Origin of the sequence: Citromicrobium bathyomarinum, from assembly GCA_001306305.2 — a bacterium.
Lineage (GTDB): Bacteria > Pseudomonadota > Alphaproteobacteria > Sphingomonadales > Sphingomonadaceae > Alteriqipengyuania > Alteriqipengyuania bathyomarina.
The window spans coordinates 1,312,656-1,335,312 of sequence record CP155577.1 but is presented as its reverse complement, the minus strand read 5'-3'; the positions used below and the strand labels follow the sequence as shown (position 1 = coordinate 1,335,312).

The 22,657-nt window shown below is 66.0% G+C and carries 27 protein-coding genes and 1 pseudogene; 12 read left to right on the top strand and 16 right to left on the bottom strand.

The features are described from left to right. Nucleotides 1–12: 12 nt before the first annotated feature. Nucleotides 13–1,203 carry an MFS transporter gene (locus tag VO57_006630; protein XBL71010.1) on the bottom strand — a complete coding sequence of 397 codons (1,191 nt, stop codon included), beginning with the start codon at nucleotides 1,201–1,203 and terminating at the stop codon, nucleotides 13–15. Between the two features lie 58 nt (nucleotides 1,204–1,261). Between VO57_006630 and VO57_006625 the strand changes: the two genes are divergently transcribed. Then, nucleotides 1,262–2,587: a GGDEF domain-containing protein gene (locus VO57_006625; GenBank protein XBL71009.1), complete on the top strand. Its 1,326-nt coding sequence runs from the start codon at nucleotides 1,262–1,264 to the stop codon at nucleotides 2,585–2,587. A 75-nt stretch (nucleotides 2,588–2,662) separates the two neighbouring features. On the opposite strand, the gene hslU is transcribed toward VO57_006625, so the two are convergent. From hslU to bamE, 3 genes are all read right to left on the bottom strand, one after another. Continuing rightward, nucleotides 2,663–3,964, bottom strand: coding sequence for an ATP-dependent protease ATPase subunit HslU (hslU, locus tag VO57_006620; protein XBL71008.1), 1,302 nt, complete (start codon nucleotides 3,962–3,964; stop codon nucleotides 2,663–2,665). Between the two features lie 29 nt (nucleotides 3,965–3,993). Beyond that, a complete protein-coding gene (hslV, locus tag VO57_006615; GenBank protein XBL71007.1) occupies nucleotides 3,994–4,551 on the bottom strand; it encodes an ATP-dependent protease subunit HslV in 558 nt (185 codons plus the stop codon). A 72-nt stretch (nucleotides 4,552–4,623) separates the two neighbouring features. Further along, nucleotides 4,624–5,103 (bottom strand): outer membrane protein assembly factor BamE, encoded by a 480-nt coding sequence (bamE, locus tag VO57_006610; protein ID XBL71006.1) that lies wholly within the window; start codon nucleotides 5,101–5,103, stop codon nucleotides 4,624–4,626. Between the two features lie 184 nt (nucleotides 5,104–5,287). Here bamE and VO57_006605 point away from each other — a divergent pair, with 184 nt between their 5' ends. The 3 genes from VO57_006605 (at nucleotide 5,288) to VO57_006595 (ending at nucleotide 7,248) form a co-directional block, all read left to right on the top strand. Beyond that, complete coding sequence (locus VO57_006605; protein ID XBL71005.1) at nucleotides 5,288–5,821, top strand: ubiquinol-cytochrome C chaperone family protein; 534 nt, start codon at nucleotides 5,288–5,290, stop codon at nucleotides 5,819–5,821. After that, complete coding sequence (locus tag VO57_006600; protein XBL71004.1) at nucleotides 5,818–6,360, top strand: DUF177 domain-containing protein; 543 nt, start codon at nucleotides 5,818–5,820, stop codon at nucleotides 6,358–6,360. The genes VO57_006605 and VO57_006600 overlap by 4 nt, the downstream gene beginning before the upstream one ends. A 426-nt stretch (nucleotides 6,361–6,786) precedes the next feature. Further along, the gene (locus VO57_006595; protein ID XBL71003.1) at nucleotides 6,787–7,248 is read left to right on the top strand and encodes a PAS domain-containing protein; all 462 of its coding nucleotides are present in this window, start codon (nucleotides 6,787–6,789) and stop codon (nucleotides 7,246–7,248) included. A gap of 24 nt (nucleotides 7,249–7,272) precedes the next feature. On the opposite strand, the gene VO57_006590 is transcribed toward VO57_006595, so the two are convergent. From VO57_006590 to VO57_006545, 10 genes are all read right to left on the bottom strand, one after another. Beyond that, a complete protein-coding gene (locus tag VO57_006590) occupies nucleotides 7,273–7,932 on the bottom strand; it encodes a TrkA family potassium uptake protein (protein XBL71002.1) in 660 nt (219 codons plus the stop codon). Further along, complete coding sequence (locus tag VO57_006585) at nucleotides 7,922–9,250, bottom strand: potassium transporter TrkG (protein ID XBL71001.1); 1,329 nt, start codon at nucleotides 9,248–9,250, stop codon at nucleotides 7,922–7,924. The genes VO57_006590 and VO57_006585 overlap by 11 nt, the downstream gene beginning before the upstream one ends. A gap of 65 nt (nucleotides 9,251–9,315) precedes the next feature. Then, a complete protein-coding gene (locus tag VO57_006580) occupies nucleotides 9,316–10,302 on the bottom strand; it encodes a DMT family transporter (GenBank protein ID XBL71000.1) in 987 nt (328 codons plus the stop codon). An 11-nt stretch (nucleotides 10,303–10,313) separates the two neighbouring features. Then, nucleotides 10,314–11,885, bottom strand: a complete 1,572-nt coding sequence (locus VO57_006575) for an ABC-F family ATP-binding cassette domain-containing protein (protein XBL70999.1) — start codon at nucleotides 11,883–11,885, stop codon at nucleotides 10,314–10,316. Nucleotides 11,886–12,172: 287 nt separating this feature from the next. Continuing rightward, on the bottom strand, nucleotides 12,173–12,643 hold the full coding sequence (locus VO57_006570; GenBank protein XBL70998.1) for a hypothetical protein: 471 nt from the start codon (nucleotides 12,641–12,643) through the stop codon (nucleotides 12,173–12,175). A gap of 66 nt (nucleotides 12,644–12,709) precedes the next feature. Beyond that, complete coding sequence (ssb, locus tag VO57_006565) at nucleotides 12,710–13,249, bottom strand: single-stranded DNA-binding protein (protein XBL70997.1); 540 nt, start codon at nucleotides 13,247–13,249, stop codon at nucleotides 12,710–12,712. Nucleotides 13,250–13,349: 100 nt separating this feature from the next. Beyond that, nucleotides 13,350–15,194 (bottom strand): ferrous iron transporter B, encoded by a 1,845-nt coding sequence (locus VO57_006560; protein ID XBL70996.1) that lies wholly within the window; start codon nucleotides 15,192–15,194, stop codon nucleotides 13,350–13,352. Between the two features lie 9 nt (nucleotides 15,195–15,203). Further along, nucleotides 15,204–15,443: a FeoA family protein gene (locus VO57_006555; protein XBL70995.1), complete on the bottom strand. Its 240-nt coding sequence runs from the start codon at nucleotides 15,441–15,443 to the stop codon at nucleotides 15,204–15,206. Between the two features lie 60 nt (nucleotides 15,444–15,503). Then, on the bottom strand, nucleotides 15,504–16,178 hold the full coding sequence (locus VO57_006550) for a COQ9 family protein (protein ID XBL70994.1): 675 nt from the start codon (nucleotides 16,176–16,178) through the stop codon (nucleotides 15,504–15,506). A 3-nt stretch (nucleotides 16,179–16,181) separates the two neighbouring features. Then, nucleotides 16,182–16,802, bottom strand: coding sequence for an ankyrin repeat domain-containing protein (locus VO57_006545; GenBank protein XBL70993.1), 621 nt, complete (start codon nucleotides 16,800–16,802; stop codon nucleotides 16,182–16,184). Nucleotides 16,803–16,885: 83 nt separating this feature from the next. On the opposite strand from VO57_006545, the gene VO57_006540 reads away from it, so the two are divergent. From VO57_006540 to VO57_006505, 8 genes are read left to right on the top strand one after another with little or no spacing between them, the layout of a single operon-like run. Continuing rightward, a complete protein-coding gene (locus VO57_006540) occupies nucleotides 16,886–17,485 on the top strand; it encodes an SCO family protein (GenBank protein XBL70992.1) in 600 nt (199 codons plus the stop codon). Continuing rightward, entirely contained in the window at nucleotides 17,473–17,913 is a 441-nt protein-coding gene (locus tag VO57_006535; protein XBL70991.1) for a YcgN family cysteine cluster protein, read from the top strand. The genes VO57_006540 and VO57_006535 overlap by 13 nt, the downstream gene beginning before the upstream one ends. After that, a complete protein-coding gene (locus VO57_006530; GenBank protein ID XBL70990.1) occupies nucleotides 17,901–18,635 on the top strand; it encodes a SprT family zinc-dependent metalloprotease in 735 nt (244 codons plus the stop codon). Before VO57_006535 ends, VO57_006530 begins: the two co-directional genes overlap by 13 nt. Nucleotides 18,636–18,688: 53 nt before the next feature. Continuing rightward, nucleotides 18,689–19,141, top strand: coding sequence for a hypothetical protein (locus tag VO57_006525; protein XBL70989.1), 453 nt, complete (start codon nucleotides 18,689–18,691; stop codon nucleotides 19,139–19,141). Then, nucleotides 19,119–20,090: a bifunctional diaminohydroxyphosphoribosylaminopyrimidine deaminase/5-amino-6-(5-phosphoribosylamino)uracil reductase RibD gene (gene ribD / locus VO57_006520; GenBank protein XBL70988.1), complete on the top strand. Its 972-nt coding sequence runs from the start codon at nucleotides 19,119–19,121 to the stop codon at nucleotides 20,088–20,090. The genes VO57_006525 and ribD overlap by 23 nt, the downstream gene beginning before the upstream one ends. Nucleotides 20,091–20,100: 10 nt before the next feature. After that, complete coding sequence (locus VO57_006515) at nucleotides 20,101–20,718, top strand: riboflavin synthase (GenBank protein XBL70987.1); 618 nt, start codon at nucleotides 20,101–20,103, stop codon at nucleotides 20,716–20,718. A gap of 14 nt (nucleotides 20,719–20,732) precedes the next feature. After that, complete coding sequence (locus tag VO57_006510) at nucleotides 20,733–21,218, top strand: hypothetical protein (protein XBL70986.1); 486 nt, start codon at nucleotides 20,733–20,735, stop codon at nucleotides 21,216–21,218. After that, on the top strand, nucleotides 21,215–21,727 hold the full coding sequence (locus VO57_006505) for a GNAT family N-acetyltransferase (GenBank protein XBL70985.1): 513 nt from the start codon (nucleotides 21,215–21,217) through the stop codon (nucleotides 21,725–21,727). Before VO57_006510 ends, VO57_006505 begins: the two co-directional genes overlap by 4 nt. 177 nt (nucleotides 21,728–21,904) lie before the next feature. Here VO57_006505 and VO57_006500 read toward each other — a convergent pair. Together VO57_006500 and VO57_006495 are read right to left on the bottom strand one after the other, a co-directional pair. Further along, a pseudogene (locus VO57_006500) lies at nucleotides 21,905–22,003 on the bottom strand (type I methionyl aminopeptidase). 32 nt (nucleotides 22,004–22,035) lie between these two features. Continuing rightward, nucleotides 22,036–22,512, bottom strand: a complete 477-nt coding sequence (locus VO57_006495) for a MarR family winged helix-turn-helix transcriptional regulator (GenBank protein XBL70984.1) — start codon at nucleotides 22,510–22,512, stop codon at nucleotides 22,036–22,038. Between the last annotated feature and the right edge of the window lie 145 nt (nucleotides 22,513–22,657).

Here is a 22,657-nt window from a genome sequence, read left to right as displayed (position 1 = left end):
TCAGCCGGTCGGCTAGTCCCTGTCGCCGTACAGCCGGTACGCCACGTAGGAGAGCATCGCGAGGCAGGCGCAACTGGCGAGGATCGCCAGCGAGGTGCCTGCCCAGCCGAACGCGTCGAACAGCGATGTTCCGGCGATGCTACCGATGCTGCCGCCGATGAACATCATCACGATGTAGATCGTGGTCAGCCGGGTACGCAGCGCAGGCTCCTGCGAAAGAAACGTCATCCGGCTGGTCACATCGATCGCCGGTCCCACGATATTGCCGATCAGGATCGGGATCATCAGCAACCACAGGCTCCCCCCGAAGGGCCACAGCAGCGAAATGCCCAGCATCTGCACGATGGCGAAGCGCACGCGTGCCTTGCGCGGCCCGATCCGGTCTGCCAGCCGGCCCCAATAGGGGGTGGAGAACACACTGATCGCCGCGAACCCGGCAAGGTAGCCGACCACATCGGTGCCGTAGCCCATCTCGGGCCCCGTCAGGTGCAGCGCCAGCCCCAGCCACAGCGCGATAAACTGGCCGAAGCCGATCCCCTGGATCGCCCCTGACAGCAGTATCTCGCGCCGCTCGCGCGCCAGTGCGAGAAGCGAGGCGATCAGGCCGAGATAGGGCAGTCGGCTGGCGTCCTTGTCGCGCACGCCCTTTTCCATGATCGTGGGCAGCGCGAGCGTGATCGCGATCATCAGGCCGCTCGCGATCCAGTAGACCGCGCGCCATCCCCAGTACTCGGCGACCACGCCTGCCCCGACCCGCGCGACCAGGATGCCGAAGATCACGCCCGCGGTCAGGATCGCGGTGACATGGCCCAGCCGCTCGGGCGCGACGCGCTTGGATGCGTAGGCGGGCAGCAGGTACGGCGCGATGGTGAAGAAGCCGAGCAGGGTCGACCCGGCGGTAAAGGTGACGAAGCTCTGCGCCAGCGTCATTCCGATCAGCCCGACGCACTGGCCGATGGTGAACAGGATCGTCAGCGTGCGGTTGGAGAATCGGTCGCCCAGCGGCAGCAGCAGCAGGATGCCCAGCGCCAGTGCCAGCTGGTTGAGCGCGGGCACCAGCCCGATCTCGGCATGCCCGACCCCGAAATGATCCGCCACATCGCCGATGATCGGGTGGATGTAATAGGCATTGGCAGTCACCACCGCCGCCGCAACGGCGAGCCAGTATTCCTGCGCGGTGGTGAGGCGGGTGGGTTCGTTCATGCGCGCTCGCCTTCGGGGCCGCGTTGGCGCTGGTCAAGAGCCGTGGCTGGGGAGACCCATGAACGGGGGCGGTCCCCCGAGATTTACAAATCGTTGCTATAATAGGCTTGTCACGAGAATTATCCAGATGGATGCCACCTCCCTACAGCGCCCGAAGCGTTTCAAGGATCGAGTACCGGTCAACATCTGGCTGCGCTTTGCCGGGCCGCTTCAGGAACTCTACGATCGGGAATATTCCGAAGCGCGCGTCGCAGAAGCGCGGATCGCGATCTTCGTCGGGCTTGCGCTGTATAATGTGTACAATTTCACGAGCCTGACGCTCCTGACAGATTATGTGGTCTTGTCGATCATCTTGCGGGTCGGCGTCATCACTCCCGTAGCCCTTGCGCTGGCCTGGGCGATCGGAGGTTCGAGCCCGCAGGTTGCCGAAAGGCTTATCAGTGCGAGCGTTTTCGGCGCCTTCCTGGTTCCGGCATTCCTGCTGTGGATCACGCGCGACCCGCTGGGCATTTTCACCTTCGGCGAAATGGTCCTGGTCGTCATCTATGCGAACATGCTGCTGGCGCTTCGTTTTCCTCACGCCGTGCTGTTCACAGCCGGCGCAATGGCGATCAGTCTGCTGATTCTCGCGACCAGGAGTGGTTTGGAACCCTCGCTCGCGGTGGCCTTGGCAATTCAGATGGTAACCGCCTGCGCCTTCAGCCTTTTCGCCAATTACAGGCACGAGAGGCGCCGCTGCGCCGACTTCATGACGGCTCTGCTGGCAACGCAAGAGGCGAGCGACGCCAAGGCCGTAAGCAAGACGTATCTGCGTCTGTCGCTAACAGATGCGCTCACCCGGCTGCCCAACCGTCGTCTGCTGACAGAACGGCTCGAGCGGTGGCTGGCATCGCGGCGACCGGTCGCGCTGATGATGATCGATATCGACCATTTCAAACCCTATAACGACACACTCGGCCATACGGCAGGCGACGACTGTCTACAAATGGTGGCCAATAGGTTCTCGCAGATCGCCGCGCAGACCAAAGGGGTTTTGTGCGCCAGGTACGGCGGGGAGGAATTTACCTTCGCATTGCGCGATTCCGACCAGAAGCGGTTAGTCTCTGTCGCGCGGACAATTTCGCAGGCGATCGAAGACCTCGCGATCCCGCACCCGGGCCGCCCCGATGGCACCGCAATCATCACGGTCAGCGTGGGCGTGGCGCAGTGCAGGAACGGTGAGACATGCGCATTCAAGGATCTGGTGAATGCCGCAGATCGCGCGCTCTATGCCGCAAAGACGAAGGGCCGCAATCGCGTTGCGATGTATGAAGGCGACCTTCTGGGCCCGAACAGCCCTTCGCCAAGCATTCTCGACCGATCGGACATTCGCGCAACCCGCTAGGGCCTGCACGTCGAACCGTCCCAGCGGACGGCGCGGGCGACCAAGGCCTTGCCCTCCGGCCCGGGGGATACCGCTCTAAAGGATATACTTGCTCAGGTCCGTATCGCGCGCGAGGTCGTCGAGCCGTTCGTGCACGTAGGCAGCATCGATGGTGACGGTCTCGCCCTCATGCTCTTCCGCCTCGAAGCTGATGTCTTCCACCAGCCGCTCCATCACCGTCTGCAGACGCCGCGCGCCGATATTCTCGACCGCCTCGTTCACCTGCGCGGCGATCTTGGCGACCTCGCGCACCGCCTCGTCCGTGATGTCGAGCGTGACCTTCTCGGTCCCGATCAGCGCGGTGTATTGCTGGACGAGGTTGGCGCGGGTTTCGCTGAGTATCCGCACGAAATCTTCCTCGGTCAGCGCGCGCAGCTCGACCCGGATCGGCAGGCGGCCCTGTAGTTCGGGCAGCATGTCGCTGGGCTTGGAGACGTGGAACGCTCCGCTCGCAATGAACAGCACGTGGTCGGTCTTCATCGGACCGTGCTTGGTCGCAACGGTAGTGCCTTCGATCAGCGGCAACAGATCGCGCTGAACGCCTTCGCGTGACACCGACCCACCGCGCACATCGGACACCGCGATCTTGTCGATCTCGTCGAGGAAGACGATCCCGTTGGTCTCCGCGTTCTGAAGCGCGACGCGGGCGACATCGTCCTGGTCCATGCGCTTTTCGGCTTCTTCGTCGACCAGCCGGTCCCACGCCTCGGGCACACGCAGCTTGCGCCGGCTGGTGGGCTTCTTGCCCATCGCCTTGCCGAACATGTCGGAGAGGTCGATCATGCCGACATTGCCGCCCATGCCGGGGATATCCATCGTGGTCGCAGGCTGGTCCTGAACCTCGATCTCGACCTCGACGTCGTTCATCGCGTTCTGCGTGATCCGTTCGCGGAAGCTCTGCCGCGTCGCTTCGGAGGCATTGTCGCCCACCAGCGCGTCGAGCAAACGCTCCATCGCCGCTTCGCTGGCGGATTCGCGCACCGCCTCGCGGCGGCGGTCCTTCTCCAGCCGGATCGCCTCTTCAACCAGATCGCGCGCGATCTGTTCGACGTCGCGGCCGACATAGCCGACTTCGGTGAACTTGGTCGCTTCCACCTTCACGAAGGGCGCTTCGGCCAGCCGCGCGAGGCGGCGGCTGATTTCGGTCTTCCCGCAGCCGGTCGGGCCGATCATCAGGATGTTCTTGGGCGTCACCTCGTCGCGCAGGTCCGGCCCCAGCCTTTGCCTGCGCCAGCGATTGCGCAGCGCCACGGCAACCGCGCGCTTGGCATCCTTCTGGCCGATGATGTGTTCGTCGAGAGCGGCGACAATCGCCTTGGGGGTGAGGGTATCAGCCATTTCTATCCGTGATTTCGAGAGGGGTGCGCTCAAACGGTTTCGAGCGTGACCTGGTCGTTGGTGAAGACGCAGACTTCTGCGGCCACGGCCATCGCGCGGCGGGCGATCTTTTCGGGATCGGTCTCGTAGTCGGAGAGAGCGCGCGCGGCGGCGAGTGCGTAGTTGCCGCCAGAGCCGATCGCGGCGATGCCGCCTTCGGGCTCCAGCACGTCGCCATTGCCGGTCAGCACCAGCATCGTGTCCTTGTCGGCCACGATCATCAGCGCTTCGAGATTGCGCAGGTACTTGTCGGTCCGCCAGTCCTTCGCCAGTTCGACCGCCGCGCGCATCAGCTGCCCGGAATACTGGTCGAGCTTGCGCTCCAGCCGTTCGAACAGCGTGAAAGCATCGGCGGTGGCGCCTGCGAAACCGGCGACCACCTTGCCATCCCCGATCCGGCGAACCTTCTTCGCATTGGGCTTCATCACCGTGTTGCCCATGGAGACCTGACCATCTCCGGCGAGCACGGTCTTATCCCCGCGCTTGACGCCGATGATGGTGGTGCCGTGCCACTGTTGGAGGCCGTGGCTGGCCGCGGAATTGCTCATGAGGCGCGATATGGGGCGCACCCGCACGCTATCAAGCGCTGCGGGCACACAATCGCTCCACCCGGTGGAACGTCAGCCGCCAGGGCCGCGCCCGCCCCCGGCTGGGCCGGCACCCGGTGCGCCGACCGTGCCGATATTGCCGAACAGGTCTTCGAAGAAGGTCCGCTCGCGGCCCAGCGTCGGGGTCTCGTCGCCATCGGGGCTCAGATAGACCACCTGGTCGATTCCCGACCGATCGGCGGCAACCACCTTGCCGTCGCTGTCGAACCGCACGGCGAGCACCGAATGGGTCTGGATCTTGGGCCGCACGAAGGGCTTGCGACCGGTGACGCTGGAAACATAGTACCAGGTTTCGGGGCCGAACTGGCTGGTGAATGTCGGCCGACCCAGCGTGCTCTGGACCGATTGTTCGTTGTCGATGCCGGGCTGGATCAGCCCGGTCATCCGCTCGTCCTCGATATAGCCGCGCGCTTCGCGGATCGACGTGCATCCGCCCGCCGTCACCGCAAGCCCGATCAGCATTACCGGTGCGATTGCCCTCACGATCCGCATAGTACTCGCAATCCTCTTCGCAAAATCCGCGCGCCCTTTCGTGAGCGGGAACACGCGCTATATCGGGGCGGAGCCTTACGGCCTCGCCCCCGAACGTGCAATGGCAGCCGCAAGGACGTTGCACGAGCCAGTTATCTCCCGGTGTGGCGATGCCGATTGAATTGGTGCTGAATGAAGGATTCCAATGTCGTTCCTGTCCCGCCTCTTTGCCCGTGAGCCCGACCCTCGCGAGGCGTGGCGCCCGCTGTGGCACACGCTGGTCGGCACCGCCCGCGAAGAACACTGGTATGCGGATCGCGGCGCGGCGGACACGCTGGACGGGCGCTTCGACATGATCTCGATGCTCACCGCGCTGTTCATGCTGCGGCTGGAGAGTGAGCAGAATGCCGAGGCGCAAGGCGTTTCCGCTGCCGCCTGGCTGACCGAATTGTTCGTCGAGGACATGGAAGGCCAGATGCGCGAGGCGGGAATCGGCGATCCCACCGTGGGCAAGATGATGGGACGGATGATGGCCACCCTTGGAGGGCGCGCAGGCGCCCTGCGCGACGCGCTCGCGCAGGGCGACGATGCCGCGCTGGCCGCGTTGGTCGTACGCAACATGCACCTGTCGGACGAAGAGCATGGGCCGGCACGTATGGCGGAAGGTCTGCGCGCCCTGCATGCGCGGCTCGCGCAGACCGATTTCGCCATGCTGCAACAGGGTGAGATCGCGGCATGACTGATGTGGCACCCCCTGAATTCTCGCGCCCGATCGCCCTGCGTCAGATCACCGGACAGCCGCTGGTGCTGGAAGCGAACGAGCAGGAGCGCACCGGCCTAGCGCGACGTCTGGCGATCACCTCGGTCGACCGGCTGGTCGCACGGGTCGCGCTCGATCGCCAAGGGGAGCGGGTCGGCGTTACCGGCACGCTGAAGGCGGACATCACCCAGTCCTGCGCGGTCTCTGGCGAGGATTTCCCGGTCCATATCGCAGAGGACATCGCGCTGCGTTTTGTGCCCGAGGGATCCATCCACCCTTCCTTGCAGGAAGACGAGGAGATCGAGATCGAGCTGGAGGCCGAAGATCTCGACGAGATCGAGTATGCAGGTGAAAAGTTCGATCTCGGCGAAGCCATCGCACAGTCGCTGGCGTTGGCGATCGACCCTTATGCAGAAGGACCGAATGCCGAAGAGGCGCGCAAGAAGGCTGGGATCGAGCTGGACGATGCGCCGCGCGGGCCGCTGGCCGAAGCGCTCAAGGGGCTCGGTTCGGAGTAATCGCCACGGGGCTTCGTCCCATCTGTCACGAATGCCCCCCTGCAAGCTCAAGATCGCGATCTCAAGGTCTCCAGAGCGCCTCGGATTGCCAACCCGATCCGCAGATCTGCCCTGATTGTTCCTCAAGAAGATCAGATACATCACCCTGACCACTTCAAGTCCACAAGAAATCTGCTAGCATCGTCGTGCAAAGGGGAAAGGCTTGCCGATCATGGCCATGTATCTCGCGGCGCGATGGATGCGCCCGGGGGCATCCACGCCTGACACGGACACCTTCCTTCAAGCTGCGATCGGCTCCAGGCCGTCGGAACTAGTGGAGGTCGTATCTCGGAGACTGACACCATATCGCCCCTGCTCTGGTTCGCGCTGGGGTTCGTTTTTTCGACGATCGTCTGTGTAATTTTTCTGCTGGTGGAACGCAGCAGGATGCATACGCGGCTGGCACAGGCGGAGCGTGATCGCGCCTGCCTGGCTCTGGCCGAAAACGTTGGTTCGGTCGCCACTTGGATGGTCGATTTGCGGACCAGAACGGTTTTCTGGTCGGATCGCGTTTTTGCGGTCCACGGTCGCGACAAGGCTGCCGGCACACCTCCGCTCGACGCAGCACTCGACTATTATCATCCCGACGACCGGGAGCGGGTCAGAAAGACCTTCGACAAGGCGGCCGTTTCCGGCGGTCCGTTCTACGTAGATGCGCGGATTATCGACGAGCAGGGTGTCGAAAGACACATCATGTGCCGCGGCATTTGCAACCTCGGCGCAGACGGCAAACCCACCGAGTTGTTCGGCGTCCTGTTCGAAGCTCCCGAAGCACGCTCTTTCGGCACCTTCGGCAATGAGGACCTGAATACGCTCGCGCTCGAAGAGGATTACCCCGCCGACGCCTGATCCGAGGCACCGCGCGCCCTCGCGTCACATCGCGGAGAACGCTTCGAGATCGTGGATCCGGCCCGAGACGACCAGTTCGTCACCCGGGAAGATGAGGGTATCGGGCACGGCGTGGATGAAATCCTCCCCCTCGCGCTTCACCCCCACCACCGTCACATCGTATTTCTTGCGGCACTGGCTGGTGACCAGCGGCAGGCCCAGCAGCGGTTCGGGCGCGACCAGCCGCGCAATCGCGAATTCGTCGCCAAAGGAAATGAAGTCCAGCAGCCGCTCGTTGATCAGGTGAGCGACGCGTTCGCCCATCCGCTGCTCGGGGAAGACCACATGCGTCGCCCCGGTCCGCTCCAGAATGCGCGCGTGCTTCTCATTCGTCGCCTTGGCCCAGATATTGGTCAGGCCGAGGTCCGCGAGCGCCAGCACGGTCAGCACGCTCGCCTCGATATCGGTGCCGATGGCGACCACGGCGGCATCGAAATCCTTTGCGCCCAGCCGCTCCAGCGTGGTCGTCTCGGTTGCATCCGCCTCGACCACCTTGGTCAGGTCGCCGGCGAAATGCTGGACCAGCGCCGGGTCGGTATCGACCGCCAGCACCTCGTGCCCCATCCGCTCCAGCGTGCGCGACACTGCGCCTCCAAACCGGCCGAGACCGATGACCATGATGGGCTTGCGTATGTTAGCCGACAATCGGGTTCTCCTGCGGATAGCGGAAAGGCAGTTCGCGCCCGCCCAGCGCAAGCGCGGTGGCCACGGTGATGGTTCCCACCCGGCCGACGAACATCAGCACGATCAGAGCGAACAGGCCGCCCGGCGGCAGCGCGGCGGTGATCCCGGTCGACAGGCCGACGGTGGAGAAGGCGGAGATGCATTCGAACAGGATATCGTCCAGCGGCAGGCTGCTGATCGAGGCGATGTAGGTCGTCGCGACGAAGATCAGCGTTGCGGACAGCACCGTCACCGCCAGCGCCTGTCGCTCTATCTCGCGCCCGAAGCGGCGCTGGAACAGCCCCGCGTCCTGCCGCCCGAGGATCTCCGACAGCACGATCGCGAACAGCACGAAGAAGGTCGTCACCTTGATCCCCCCGGCGGTTCCGGCACTGCCGCCGCCGACGAACATCAGGAAGAAATTGGTCATCAGCGTCTCGTCGTGGAAGGCGCCGACATTCAGGCTGTTGAACCCGGCGGTGCGCGGCATCACCGAATGGAACGCGGCGTTGAGGATCTTCGCGCCCCACCCCATTGGCCCCAGCGTATCGGGATTGTCCCATTCCATCGCGAGGATCGCGAGGAAGCCCAGCACCAGCAGCGCGGCGGTGCCGCCGACGGTGATCTTGGTATGAAGCGACCAGCGCCGCCACACGATGCCATTGGTCCGCAGGTCCTGCATCACCGGGAAGCCCAGTGCGGTAATGATGATCGACACCATGATCGGCCCGAGGAACAGCGGATCGTTCTGGAAGCCCATCAGGCTGTCCGAGTAGCTGGAAAAGCCCGCATTGTTGAACGCGCTGACCGAGTGGAACACGCCATGCCACAGCGCGAGGCCGGGCGCTTCGCCATAGCTGGCGATCAGGCGCGCGGTGAGGATGATCGCCACGATCCCCTCCACAGCAACGGTGATGAAGAGGATCAGCCTGAGCGCGGTGAGCGCATCATGCGTCTCCAGCCGGCTGCGTTCCACCTGCGTCGCCATCCGGTCGCGCAGGCCGAAGCCGCGCCCGGCCATCAGGCCCAGCAGCGTGGCCGAGGTCATGATCCCGAACCCGCCGATCTGGAACAGCAGCAGGATCACCCCCTGCCCGAAGCCGGACCAGTAGGTCGGCGTATCGACCACGATCAGGCCGGTCACCGCGACGGCGGAGGTGGAAGTAAACAGCGCGGTCAGCAGCGGCGCGCGCACCCCTTCCACGGTCGCGAAGGGCAAGCTGAGCAGCACGGTGCCGATCGCAATCGCCGCCAGAAACAGCACGGGAATCAGACGAATCGGGTCGCGCAGCGCTTTCACGCTGCGCCAATGCGCCCAAGCCGCTCCGGAATAAAGCACCTTTGCGAGCCGCCCCCGATCGCGGTTCAGCCCTGCTTTGCCCCGCGCACATTCTCCACGATCATCAGCACGAGCCCGGCGAAGACCAGCCCGAACCCGGCAAGGTGGATCCAGCGGAATGCCTCGTCCAGCAGCAGGTAGGACAGCGTCAGCGCACTCAGCGGCATGATCGCCATCGCGCCCGCGGTCAGCGCTCCGGGTGCCTTGCGCACGCCATTATACCAGATCACCGGGGCCAGCCCCCCAGTCGCCGCACCCCAGAAGGCGAGCGCGCCGAGGCCGAACCCGGTGGCCTCGCTGAAATCGAACGGGCGGCTGTCGAACATCAGCGCCAGCACCACGAACAGGATCGCCGCCATGATCGACGCGGCGAGCGTGGTTTCGAGCGAGCTGATCCCGTCGGAAAGCTTGCGCGAGAGCAGCGTATAGGCCGCCTCCATGCAGATAGCCGCGCCAACCAGCGCCGCGCCGAGCAGCAGGGCATCGCCGCCCTGCCCGTCTCCGCTGCCGCGAAACAGGTTGATCACCGCAATCCCGCCGACGCCCAGCGCCAGCGCACCCGCCTTGCGCCAGTTCATCGCCGCGCCGAAGAACACCACCGCGCCGATCGCGGTGACCGCTGGCGTGGCGCTCATGATGGTCGATCCGATCACCCCCGTGGTCAGCCGCATCCCGTAGAGCATGGTCGCGGTGAAGCCGACCATGCCGAAGGCGGAGATCGCCGCAATCACGCCCCAGTCCGACCGCTGAACCTTCGCGAAGCGATCGGTCGCAAACCAGACGAAGGGGGCGAGCACGATGCTGGCAATCGCCATCCTGAGGCACGAGGCGGTGAAGATCGAGAAATGCTCGCCAACGATCTTGCTCAACGGAGTGGCCGTGCCGAACAGCGCCATGCCGCACAGCAGCTGGGCGATGGTCGTGGGCGAAGAGGATGTGTTTTGGTTGGCCATGGTCGATAGGGAATCGACCATCGAGGCGCGCTGGAGTTCCGGGCCGGTGGCAAGCGCCATGCCTTTGCGGCTCACACGGCAACCGATCTTTCGATCCCGATCCTCTCCAGGAAAGACGGATCGTGGCTGACCACCAGCAGCGCGCCGTCGAATTGTTGCAAGGCGTCCTCCAGCACTTCGAGCGACTCGATGTCGAGGTGGTTGGTCGGTTCGTCGAGGATCAGCAGCCACGGCGGCGTCTCCCCGGCCAGCGTCACCGCCAGTCCCGCGCGCAGCCGCTCGCCACCCGATAGCGTGCGCACGATGCGATGCGCATCGCGATTGCGGAAGGCGAAGCAGGCGCATTGCGCATGGGCGCTCTCGGCATCGAGCTCAGGATGGCGGGCGCACAGGTTGTCGAGGATGCTCAACTGCGGGTCGAGCAGCGCGAGGTGCTGGTCGAGCATTGCGATCCGCCTCTCCACCCGATGCACATCGCCCGCGACCGGATCGAGCTGCCCCGCCGCGATGCGCAGCAGCGTCGTCTTGCCCGCCCCGTTGGCACCGCTCAGCGCAACCCGCTCCGGCCCGTCGATCCGCAGCGACCACGGCCCCAGCCGCCGGTGGCCGAGTGCTACCTCGACCCCGTCCAGCGCGAGCACTCTCGCCCCTGACGGCATCCCGCTTTCGGGCATCTCGATCCGCAGCGGGGTGACGATCTCGACTCTGGCGCGCGCTTCCTCGGTGCGCTTGGCAGCCTCCGCGATCTGCCGGTCGCTGGTCGACTGTTCGCGCCCGCCGGTGTTCTCCGCCCGCTCGGCCCGGGCGTCGAGCACGATCTTCGGCTCAGCCCCCTTCGCGGCCACCGCCCGCCCCACCCGGTCGCGGCGCGCCTTGGCCTCACGCCGGTCCTGCGCAGACCGCCGCGCCGATCGCAGCGCCGCATCGGCGCGCGCGCTTTCTTGGGCAAACCGCTCGCGCTCCGCATCGCGTGCGGCAGCGAAGGCCGACCATCCGCCGCCGAAGCTGGTCACGCCGACGGGTGTCAGCTCCACGATCCGATCCATGGTTTCGAGCAGCTGGCGGTCATGGCTGGCGACCAGCATGCCGCCGCGCCAATCCTCCACCAGCGCCGCTATCGCCGCGCGTCCGGCGGTATCGAGATTGTTGGTCGGCTCATCCAGCAGCAAAAGGTCCGGCGCCTCCAGCTGCAGGCGGGCAATCCCGATCCGGGTCCGCTCCCCGCCGGAGAGCGTGGCTATTCTCCGGTCGAGCGGGATTTCGGGCAGGCCGACAGCTGACAGAGCGGCACCGATCCGTTCTTCGAGCGACCAGTCGGCCTGCGCGAAATCATCTTCCGTCCCCTCCCCCGCCAGCACGCTGGCAAGCGTGGCCAGCCGATCCTCCACGCCGAGCGCGCGCGCAATCGTGTCTCCGGGCGGTAGATCCTGATGCAGCACGCCGAGGGTGCCGGACATGGTGACGGTGCCCGCCGCAGGCTTCGCCGCCCCGGCGATCATCGCGAGCAGGGTCGATTTGCCCGAGCCGTTGCGACCGACCAGACCGACACGCTCCGCGCCGATCGAGAGGGTCAGATCATGGAGGAGCGGGCGGCCGTCAGGCGTGCGTGCGGAGACGGAATCGAGCGTGAGAAAGGAAGACATGGGGCACCGTGGCAGGGGTCGAAACAAGGCGGCTGGCGTTGTTCGTCCTGATGTTCACGATGGAGTTCCTTCTCTGGTTCGACCTAGAATCTATGCGCAGGGCGAGGCCGACGCAAGCAGCGCGCTTCTGTGGCCTGATTGCGCTGTCCTACACGGCCTGCGCACGGCATGATCGGTACGTTCTTTGAGATCGTCGATCGCCTGCGGGAAACGCCCTTTGGGAAGGGAGAGTTTTTCCTCCCCTGGACTGTGTGTCAGGTGTGTCAGAAACCCAACGGAAACCGCGATCAGAACGGAGCCGGCGGGCCGTAGAACATGTCGACCTCGATGATTCGGACCACGTCCCTCGGCCAGGTCATTGTGACGTCGAGCGTCCAGATCGGCGCGTTGTGGCCGTTGGGCACGATGGTCAGCCGATAGGTCGGGAACACCGCGCCCTCGCGCGATGTGCGTTCGATCTGCCAGACATGCTCGAGGTCCAGCGCCAGGAAGGCGTCGCGCGGGCCGATGCCGTTCTGGTCGTAGGATGCAGGCGCGCCGCTGGAGAGGTGGAAGAAGGCCTTGCCACCATCTCTCAGCTTCGCCTGCTCGGCGCGCAGGGCATCGAGCATGCGGATCGCCTCCGCCGCGTCGAGAGAGCGCAGGTGCTGTGCAGGCGGCTCAGCCTGTGGCTGCGCCTGCGCGCACAGCATGCCGGGCGCACAAAGCGACCCGGCGAGCGCTGCGATGGTTGCAAAGCGAAGGGGGCGAATGGGCATCTTGCCACATTGCCCCCGCGCCACTTTCTGCACAGTGAACCCGGCCCCTACGGCCTGGAACGCCACCTAGAACGGAATGTCGTCTTCCAGATCGTCGTAATTGGCACCGCCGCCCGAGCCGCCACCGCCCTGGTTCCAGCCGCCGCCCCCATCGCTGGAGCCGCCGCCGCCGCCCGAACCACCGCCGTAGCCGCCACCCGAGCCGCCGCCACGCTGGCCGCCGCCGCCGTAGCCGCCGCCGCCACTGCCACCCTGGGGGCCGTCGAGCATGGTCAGCGTGCCGTCGAAGCCGCGCAGCACGACTTCGGTGCTATAGCGGTCCTGCCCGTTCTGGTCCTGCCACTTGCGGGTCTGCAGCTTGCCCTCGATGTAGACCTTGCTGCCCTTCTTGAGGAACCGCTCGACCACGTTGACGAGGCCTTCGGAGAAGATCGCGACGGTGTGCCACTCGGTCCGCTCCTGCCGTTCGCCGGTGTTGCGGTCCTTCCACGTCTCGCTGGTCGCGATGCGCAGGTTGGCGACCTTGCCGCCGTTCTGGAAGCTGCGGATTTCGGGGTCCGCACCCAGATTGCCGATCAGCATGACCTTGTTGAGGCTGCCCGCCATGATTCGTATCCCTTCGTGTCTGTTGCGATGGGCCTAACTGACGGTGCGAGTCGCATCCAGAGCCGCTTGCGACTTTCCACCGAAGCGGACGCGGTTGGCGCTACAACCCCAGCGCCACCGCGCTCCAGTAGGTGATGCCCGCGAAGATATAGGCCAGCGCAAACAGGTAGCCGACCATGAACGCGGGCCATTTCCACCCATTGGTCTCGCGCCGGGTGACCGCGATGGTCGACAGGCACTGCGGTGCGAACACGAACCACGCGAGGAAGGCGAGCGCGGTCGGCAGGCTCCAGCGGGTGGAGAGCGTGCTGGCGAGGCCTTCGGCCTCGGCCTCCTCGTCGCTCGCATCAATCGCGTAGGTCGTTGCGAGGGCGGACACGGCAACCTCGCGCGCGGCCATCGCGGGGACCAGCGCCAGGCTGATCTCCCGGTTGAAGCCGATCGGTTCGAGCACGACGTTGAGCCCGTCCGCGATCTGCCCTGCGATCGAGACGTCGACCTGACTCTCGCCCGGCTCGGCCTGCGGGAAGCTGAGCAGGACCCACAGGATCACCGTGGCGGAGAAGATGATCGTACCCGCACGGCGCAGGAAGACCCATGCACGCTGCCACAGGCCGATCGCGATATCTGCGACGCTGGGCAGCTGGTAGCGCGGCAGTTCCATGATGAAACCGGTCGCCTCACCCTTGGTAAGCGTACCGCGCAGCACCAGCGCGACGACCAGCGCCGCGACAATCCCTGCGAGATAGAGGCAGAACATCACCAGCCCCTGCAATCCGATGCCCATCCCGACATCGCGCGCCGGAATGAAGGCGGCGATCAGAACGCCATAGACCGGCAGCCTCGCCGAACAGGTCATCAGGGGGGCGATCAGGATCGTGGTCAGCCGGTCCTTGGGATCGGCGATTGAGCGGGTCGCCATGATCCCGGGGATGGCGCAGGCGAAGCTGGACAGCAGCGGGATGAAGCTGCGGCCAGACAGGCCCACGCCCGCCATCAGGCGGTCCATCAGGAAGGCGGCGCGGGCCATGTAGCCGGTCGCCTCCATGATCAGGATGAACAGGAACAGGATGATGATCTGTGGCAGGAACACGATGACCGAGCCGACGCCCGCGATTACCCCCTCGGTCAGGAAATCGCGCAGGATGCTCGCCGGCATCTCGGCCTTGACCCACTCGCCCAGCGCACCGGCCCCCGCATCGAGCGCATCGGACAGCGGCGCGGCCCAGGCAAACACGGCCTGGAAGATGACGAACAGCAGCACCAGCAGGATCAGCGGGCCGATCCATGGGTTGAGGAGCACGTTGTCGAGCCGGTCGCCGATCCGGCGCGCCCTGGAGGTCTGGAACACGCTCGCCTTGGCAATCGTGCGTGCTTCCAGCCGGCGCTCGGTCGAGTCCATCTTCGGGCGATCCGCGAGCGTGCCCACGGCGCCGCGCGCCTCGGCGATCGCAGCCTTCAGTTCCTCGATCCCGCGACGCCGCACCGCGACGGTTTCGACCACCGGCACGCCCAGCGCCTGCGACAGCACGGTGGCGTCGAGCTTAAGCCCGTCACGCTCCGCCATGTCGACCATATTGAGCGCGACAATCGTAGGCTTGCCCAGCGCCAGCACTTCCTGCGCGAACACGAGGTGCTGCTCCAGATTGCCCGCGTCGAGCACCAGAACCAGAATATCGGGCTCCGCCTCGCCGGGAAACTCGCCCTGCACCACCTTGCGGGTGACGTCTTCGTCAGGGCTGGAGGCGTCGAAGGCATAGGCCCCGGGAAGGTCGATCGCTTCCATCTGCGTGCCGTCGGGCAGCGTCAGCATCCCCGCGACGCGCTCCACGGTCACGCCGGGGTAATTGGCGATCTTCTGCCGCGCACCGGTCAGCTTGTTGAATAGCGCGCTCTTGCCGGCATTGGGGTTGCCGAGCAGCGCGACCCGGATCGTATCGCTCATGATTCTATCTCAGGCTTGTTCGAGCGAAATGGCAGCGGCCTGGACCTTGCGCAGCGCAATGGTCATTCGGCCGATCGAGACCGCAATCGGATCGCGCCCGCCGAACACGCCGTGGTGCGCCATCGACACCTCGACCCCGGGCTCGAAACCCAGCGCGCGCATCCGCTTGCCATCGGCGGGCGGCAGAGCGTCCCAATCTATCGAAGCGATACGGGCGCGGTGACCAGGTTGCAGGCTTTCGAGCGTCATGCGGGCGCTTCTGACAAAGCGCACCGCGTAATGCAACTGATTATCAATACCGCGCCAGGTCTATCTTGCGGGATAGCGCAAACGTCCCAGCAGCCGCACGGGGCTGAACCGCTCGCGCTCGCTGCCACCGGCCCCGCCCAGCAATTGCGCCTTGGTCTTTTCGAACTGCATGACGTTCTCGATCCTGCGGTCGAGAAAGGCGCGGGTCTCGGCCTTGTCGTCGCTTTCGTCGTCGAGCCACACCAGCAGGGTCGCGCTGTAGAGCGAAGCGAGGATCGTGCGCTTGGTGTAGTGGTTGTAATCGGTCGCGGTATCGCCCGCGAGGCGCCACATCAGGTCCGCACTCCGCCAAGCACCACGCATCGACGCGACGACATTCTGCGGCATGGAGCCGATCGACAGCGCCCGGCGCATCGCCTCTTCCTGCCCGGCCACCGCGTCGAGCCGGTAGAGCACCAGATCGCGGATCTTTTCGCGAATCTTGCGGCTTGCCAGCACCTCCTGCGGCAGATCGCGCGCCATCGCGGCATCGATCGAGTCGATCCACGCCGTCACCATCGCCATGGCGCCACCTTTAAACGCGAGCCGGGCAAGCGCCGGATCGACGCCCTCCATCTCGGCGGCGGCAAGCAGCGCGGTTTCGGTCCATCCGTCGAAGATCGCCGAGTCGGCGACCGCCGGAGCGAGCGCGAGGCGCAGTTCGTCGAGAGTGAGGTCGGCGGCGTTGTCGATCATGGCTTAAAAGCTCGGTCCATATTGCTTCTTTCCGCCCTGCTTTGCTTCGGCGTCCGCATTTGCAAACGCCTCTGCGAGCCGACGGTCGCCGATCTGCGCGACATAGTCCCGCGCGGAGCGCCCCGAATTGTCCGTCCGCTCAGGGTCCGCGCCATTGGCCAGCAGCACGCGAACGACCGGCACATCGCGGCCATGGACCGCGACGATCAAGGGTGTCTCGCCGTTCGATACCGGGTCGACATGCGCGCCTGCCTCCAGCAGTTCGGTCACACCTTCGACATGGCCGAGCCGGGTCGAGATCATCAGCGGCGTCTCGCCCTTCTTGTCCGCAAGATTGGGATCCGCGCCATAGGCCGTCAGGAAGCGGATCCACGGCGTGTCGCGACGTGCGGCAACGATATGCAGCACGGTTTCGCCCGACGAGAGATCCCGCGTGTTGATCAGCGTGCCGATGTTCGGCTTCTGCACGATCTCGTTGACCACGGCCCCGTCACGGTCGCGCACGGCTTTGAGCAGCTTGTAGCCGTCGGACTGCAGCCCGACCTGCGCCACCGCCACGCCGCTCAGCGCGACGAGCGAGAGCACCACGATCCGGGCCCAATTGCGGAAAAACGCAGGCGACACCTTAAACACTCCTGTTATTGCCCCTATCCTTGATGCAACAGACCTCGACCACCCGCCGTTAGCAGAGGCTGAACTTGATTGCCATGAGCGCACGCGTCCTTCCCTTCTCCATTTTTGCCGCGTTCGCGCTGGCGCTGTCTGCGTGTTCGCAAAGCACCCAGCCGGCCGGCCCGCCGCCGCTCGAAGGGGCAGATATCGGCGGGGACTTCACCCTGACCGGCGAAGATGGCAAACCCGTCTCGTGGGGCGATTTCGACGGGCAGTATCGCACGATCTATTTCGGCTACACCTTCTGCCCGGATGTGTGCCCGGTCGACGTCCAGCGCGCCATGGCGGGGCTCAAGCGGTTCGAGGCAAGCGATCCGGAACGTGCCGCGAAGATCCAGCCGCTGTTCGTCAGCGTCGATCCTGCGCGCGACACGCCCGAGGTGCTGACCGAGTTCACCGACGCGTTCCACCCGCGGCTGATCGGAATGACCGGCAGCAAAGAGCAGCTCGACAAGCTGACCAAGGATTACGCCGCCTATTACAGTATCGGCGAGCCGAACGAGGCGGGCGGCTATCTGGTCGACCATACCAGCATCACCTATCTGTTCGGCCCCGACGGCAAACCGATCGCGATCCTGCCGACCGATGCCGGGCCCGAAGCGGTGGCCGAGGAACTCGACAAATGGGTGCGCTGAGGGAGCGCTTCTGGGAACGGCCGCTCGCCGACCTTAACCGCGCGGAGTGGGAAGCACTGTGCGATGGATGCGGGCGCTGCTGCCTGCACAAGCTCGAAGACGAAGATACGGGTGAGATCGAGGAGACCAATGTCGCCTGCCGCCTGCTCGACTGCTCGACCGCGCGGTGTAGCGATTACCCCAACCGCAAGGCCTTCGTGCCCGACTGCCTGCAGCTGACGCCCTCGCTCGCGGGCAAGCTGCCGTGGCTGCCTGAAACCTGCGCCTATCGCCGCCGTGCCGAAGGCGAACCGCTGCCGCGCTGGCACTATCTGCTGACCGGATCGCGGGAGGACGTGCATCTCGCTGGTGCAGGCGCGGCCGGGCGGGTGATTTCGGAGACCAAGGCCGGCCCGCTCGAACATCATATCGTCGAGTGGAGCGACTGACCGTGATCGACTGGCTGCGCGAGCCGCGCGATCCGATGGTCGCGCTGGCGGGAGGCGACCTCCCGCTGATCGTGCGCCGCCATCCGCGCGCCAGACGGATGACTTTGCGGCTGGCCGATGATGGCGAGGGCGTGCAGGTCACGCTGCCGCGCTGGGGCACCACGCGCGAGGCGCTGGCCTTCGCGCAAGGCCGCGCGGACTGGCTGGACGCACAGCGGGCAAAGCGCCCGGTTCGCATCGAGCCCGCGCCGGGCGGCACGCTGACCTATCGGGGGCAGGACTTGGTGATCGACTGGCACGCCAACCGTCCGCGCAAGGTCGTGCTGGGCGAAGACGCGGTCTCGCTTGGCGGCCCGCGCGACACGCTTGCCCCCCGGCTCAAGCGCTGGATGCAGAACGAAGCGCGTGCGCTGCTCGCGCAGGACCTTGCCCTCTATGCGGCGCGCGCGGGTCTCGCCGTGCCGGATTTCGCGCTTAGCAGTGCGCGGCGGCGGTGGGGCAGCTGCTCTTCTGACGGCACGGTCCGGCTCAACTGGCGGCTGGTGCAGGCCCCCGATGATGTGCGCCGCTCGGTGGTGGCGCATGAGACTGCGCACCGCGTCCATTTCGACCATTCGCCGCGCTTCCACGCCCTGCTCGGCGAACTGTTCGAGGGCGACCTTCCGGCCGCCGAGAGCTGGCTCAAGGCCCACGGTCGCGCGCTTTTCAGCGCCTTCGGTTGATCCCGGCGACATCCCCTCTGGCGGGGCGTGCGTCCAGGCCTTATGTTGGGCCTATGCGCATCAGCCCCAAATACGACGTTGCCGGAGGCGTCGGCGACCTGTGGAACGAACTCAGGCGGCCCCAGCCCTATCGCTGGCCGATCCTGCTGGCGTCCTGCGCCTTCCCCGCGTTCTTCCTCTATTTCTTCGCGCAGGAGAGGGTCTACGCGCCCCCCGCGACGCCCGACATCGTCTACATCACCAGCTTCGCCCCGGACCGGAGCGAGGACGAGATCATCGCCTCCAACATCGCCAACCAGGAACGCAAGGAAGCGCGCCAGCGGCTGCTGGATGCCCAGCTCGAGACCCGGCGCGACATGTACCGCGCGCTGGGCAAGGCGACCGGGCTGGATACCGACAAGATGGAGGCCGAGATCGCCGCCGAGCGTGCGCGCGAGGAGGCCGCCAAGCAGGCGCAGTTGGACAGGGCACTGGGCCGGACGGTTGACGATCAAGACGCCGAGTGATGCGCGCTGGCTCTCCGCCGCCGCGCGTCTTTCGCTCCGTGGCCGCCCCGCAAGCGCCCCCAACCCCGCCGTCGGCTGCGTGATTGTGCAAGCCGGCCGCGTCGTCGGGCGCGGCTGGACGCAGGCCGGCGGACGCCCGCATGCAGAGGCAATGGCGCTGGAGATGGCGGGCGATGCCGCCACCGGCGCGGACGTCTACGCCACGCTGGAGCCGTGCGCGCACCAGTCGCCGCGCGGCCCCGCCTGCACCGACCGCCTGATCGAGGCACGGCCCGCCCGCGTCGTCATCGGCCAGATCGACCCGGACCCCCGCACCGCCGGACAGGGCATCGAACGGCTGCATGCAGCCGGGATCGACGCCGTTCTGCTGGACTGCCCGCACAGCGCGGCGAGCCTTGCAGGTTACCTCACCCGTGCGGCGCTCGGCCGACCGCACGTGACGCTCAAGCTCGCCATGTCGCTCGACGGGTGCATCGCGCTTGCCGATGGCACCAGCCAGTGGATCACCGGCGAGGCGGCGCGCGCGCACGTCCATTCGCGCCGCGCGCTGGCCGATGCCATTCTGGTTGGCGGCGGCACATGGCGCGCCGACAGCCCGCGGCTCGATGTCCGCGTGCCCGGCCTCGAGGATCGCAGCCCGGCACGTTGGGTGCTGACCTCGCAGCCGATCGAGGGCGCGCAGACCATCGCCGCGCCTGTCGATATCGCCACCATCCCCGCGCAGTACCTGTACGTCGAAGGCGGCGCGCAGACTGCGGCGAGCTTCCTCGAGGCCGATCTGGTCGACCGGCTGGAAATCTACCGCGCACCGATCCTGATCGGGGACGGCCTGCGTGCGCTGGGCGGTCTGAACCTCGCCGAGCTTGCACATGCGCACGGACGCTGGCAGCCGGTCGAGACACGCCAGCTTGGCGCAGACACCTTCGAGGCTTTTGCCCGCATCCGCTAGAGGACCCGCCATGTTCACCGGTATCGTCACAGCCATCGGCACCGTCGCCGCGATCGAGCAGCGGGGCGACCTGCACGTGCGGATCGCCTGCCCTTTCGACCCCGAGCGGATCGCGATCGGTGCCTCCATCGCATGCTCGGGCGTGTGCCTGACCGTGACCGAGCGCGGCGGCAGCGCGGGCGATGCCTGGTTCGCGGTCGATGTCTCGCAGGAGACCGTGAGCCGGACCGTGCCCGGCCTGTGGGAGGAAGGCCGCAAGCTCAACCTCGAACCCTCGCTGCGGCTGGGCGATGAGCTGGGCGGACATCTGGTCACCGGACACGTCGACGCGGTTGGCGAAGTGGCCGAGCGGCGCAGCGTGGACGGATCGATCCACTTCGAGATCCGCGCGCCCAAGGCGCTCGCCCCGTTCATCGCGGCCAAGGGCTCGATCACCGTCGATGGCGTCTCGCTGACGGTCAACGCGGTGGAGGACGAGGCGGACGGCTCGGCCCGGTTCGCGCTCAACATCATCCCGCATACCGGCGAGGTGACGACGCTGGGTGCCTTGAGCGAAGGCGACAAGGTGAACCTCGAAATCGACGTCCTCGCTCGCTATCTCAAGCGGATGCAGGCGCTGGCCGGCTGACGGGGAACGAGGCGATGATCACTTACGGGCTGTTGCTGGCGCTGGCGCTGTTCATGCGGTTTGGACCGGACATCCCGTTTCGGCGGATGCTCAACGGGCATCTGGTCGAGCGGCCGGTCGCGCTGCTGCTGGCGCACAAACGCTATCAGTACCTCACGGTGATCATCGCGGCGACGATGCTGCTGCTCGGCGGTGAACTGGTCCTCCTGTTCGGGCCGGAGCTGATGCTGGCCTATGCCGCCGATATCGCGCTCTATATCGACCTGGTGGTGGTCGCGGCGGCCAGTACTTCGTGGACGCGGACGCGGGGGATGCTCACGCGCTGGACGCCGCGCTTCGGGCGCAATCTGGCCGACAAGCGCAAGGGCAGCGCCGCGACGCCGCGTGCCAAGCGGACACAGCGCGCACCGGCGGCGCTCACCAAGGCAAACGACGACGATAACGCCCGACCGTACGCCGCGTTCATCGCAGCTCCCCGGAGCTACGCGGCGGCGGCATGACCCAGATCAGGACCGAGCGGCTGCTGCTGCGGCCCGCCAAGCCCGACGACCTTCCAGCGTTTCACACGATCCTGAGCGATGCGCGCGCGACCGCATACTGGTCCACGCCCCCACACAGGGACATTGCCGAAACGGAAAGCTGGCTCGCCGCGATGCTCGCCATCGATCCGGCCAAGGGCGAGGACTTCGCAATCGAGCTGGACGGGCGCCTGATCGGCAAGGTCGGCCTGTTCGAGTTTCCCGAGATCGGCTTCATCCTGCACCCCGATGCCTGGGGCATGGGCTACGCGGGCGAAGCGCTGCGTCCCGTGCTGGAGCGCGCCTTCGCGGTGCACCGCCTGCCCTTCGTGGAAGCCGACGTCGATCCGCGCAACGCGCCCTCGTTGCGGCTGCTGCAAAGCATGGGATTCGTCGAAACCGGTCGCGCAGAGCGCACCTGGAAGGTGGGCGACGAGTGGTGCGACAGCGTTTTCCTGCGCCTGACGAACCCGAATCGCGATTCGCAATAACCACCGCATTGCCGCCAATCCGGTGGCAGCCTGACACACCTGACACACAGTCCAGGGGAGAGAAATCTCCGCAGTCCCTACGCGGTTGATTTGGGGCCTTATCCGACACTGTCAAAGAGCAGCCCGCAGGCTAGCGGCGCCCTTTCATGTAGGACAGCGCATAAGCCGCGCATTGCGCTAAACGCGCGCCGTCTCGCCCTGCCTCAGCGTCAGCACTTCGACGCCATCCGCCGTCACCGCCACCGTATGTTCGAACTGGGCGGAGAGTTTCCCGTCGCATCGGCACTGGTTAAGCTGGCGGCGGCTCTCTAGGCTTGTCGCGTCTCCTCACCCACCGGGCCGGCCCCATGCTCCTCACCCTCGTCGAAGGTCCGGATGATCTTGGTCATCAGGTGCAGGAACTGGTCGCGCTCTTCGGGCGAGAGGCCGGACAGGGCCGCAGCGTTCACCGATTCAGCCGCTGCAATCGCGGGGCGGCGCCGGCTTGTGCCCAGATCGGTCAGCCAGATCTCCTGCACCCGGCCATCGGCCTTGCTGCGATGTCTGGCAATCAGGCCGTCACGCTGCATCCGTGCGAGCGTGTTCGCCATGGTCGCCTGCTCCACCCCGATCCGCCGGACCAGTTCGGTCTGCGTGAGCCCGTCGTCCTCCCACAGCTGGACCATGACCGGGAACACGCCGGTCGAAAGCCCGATGGGCTTGATCCTCGCCTGCAAGGCAGCCGCAAAGCGGCGCGCGAGGTCGTTCACCAGGTAGCCGGCAGAGCTGTCTTTCGAGAAGGTCATGCCGCTTGCGATAGATCGACATAGCTCGCCATGCAAATACATAGCTTGCTATTTATAATCTCGATAGCTAGCTATGCATCTGCCTCGGCAACGACCCGCGCCGTGCGCCAGCAAGCAATGGAGACCCATCATTTCGAAACTCGTC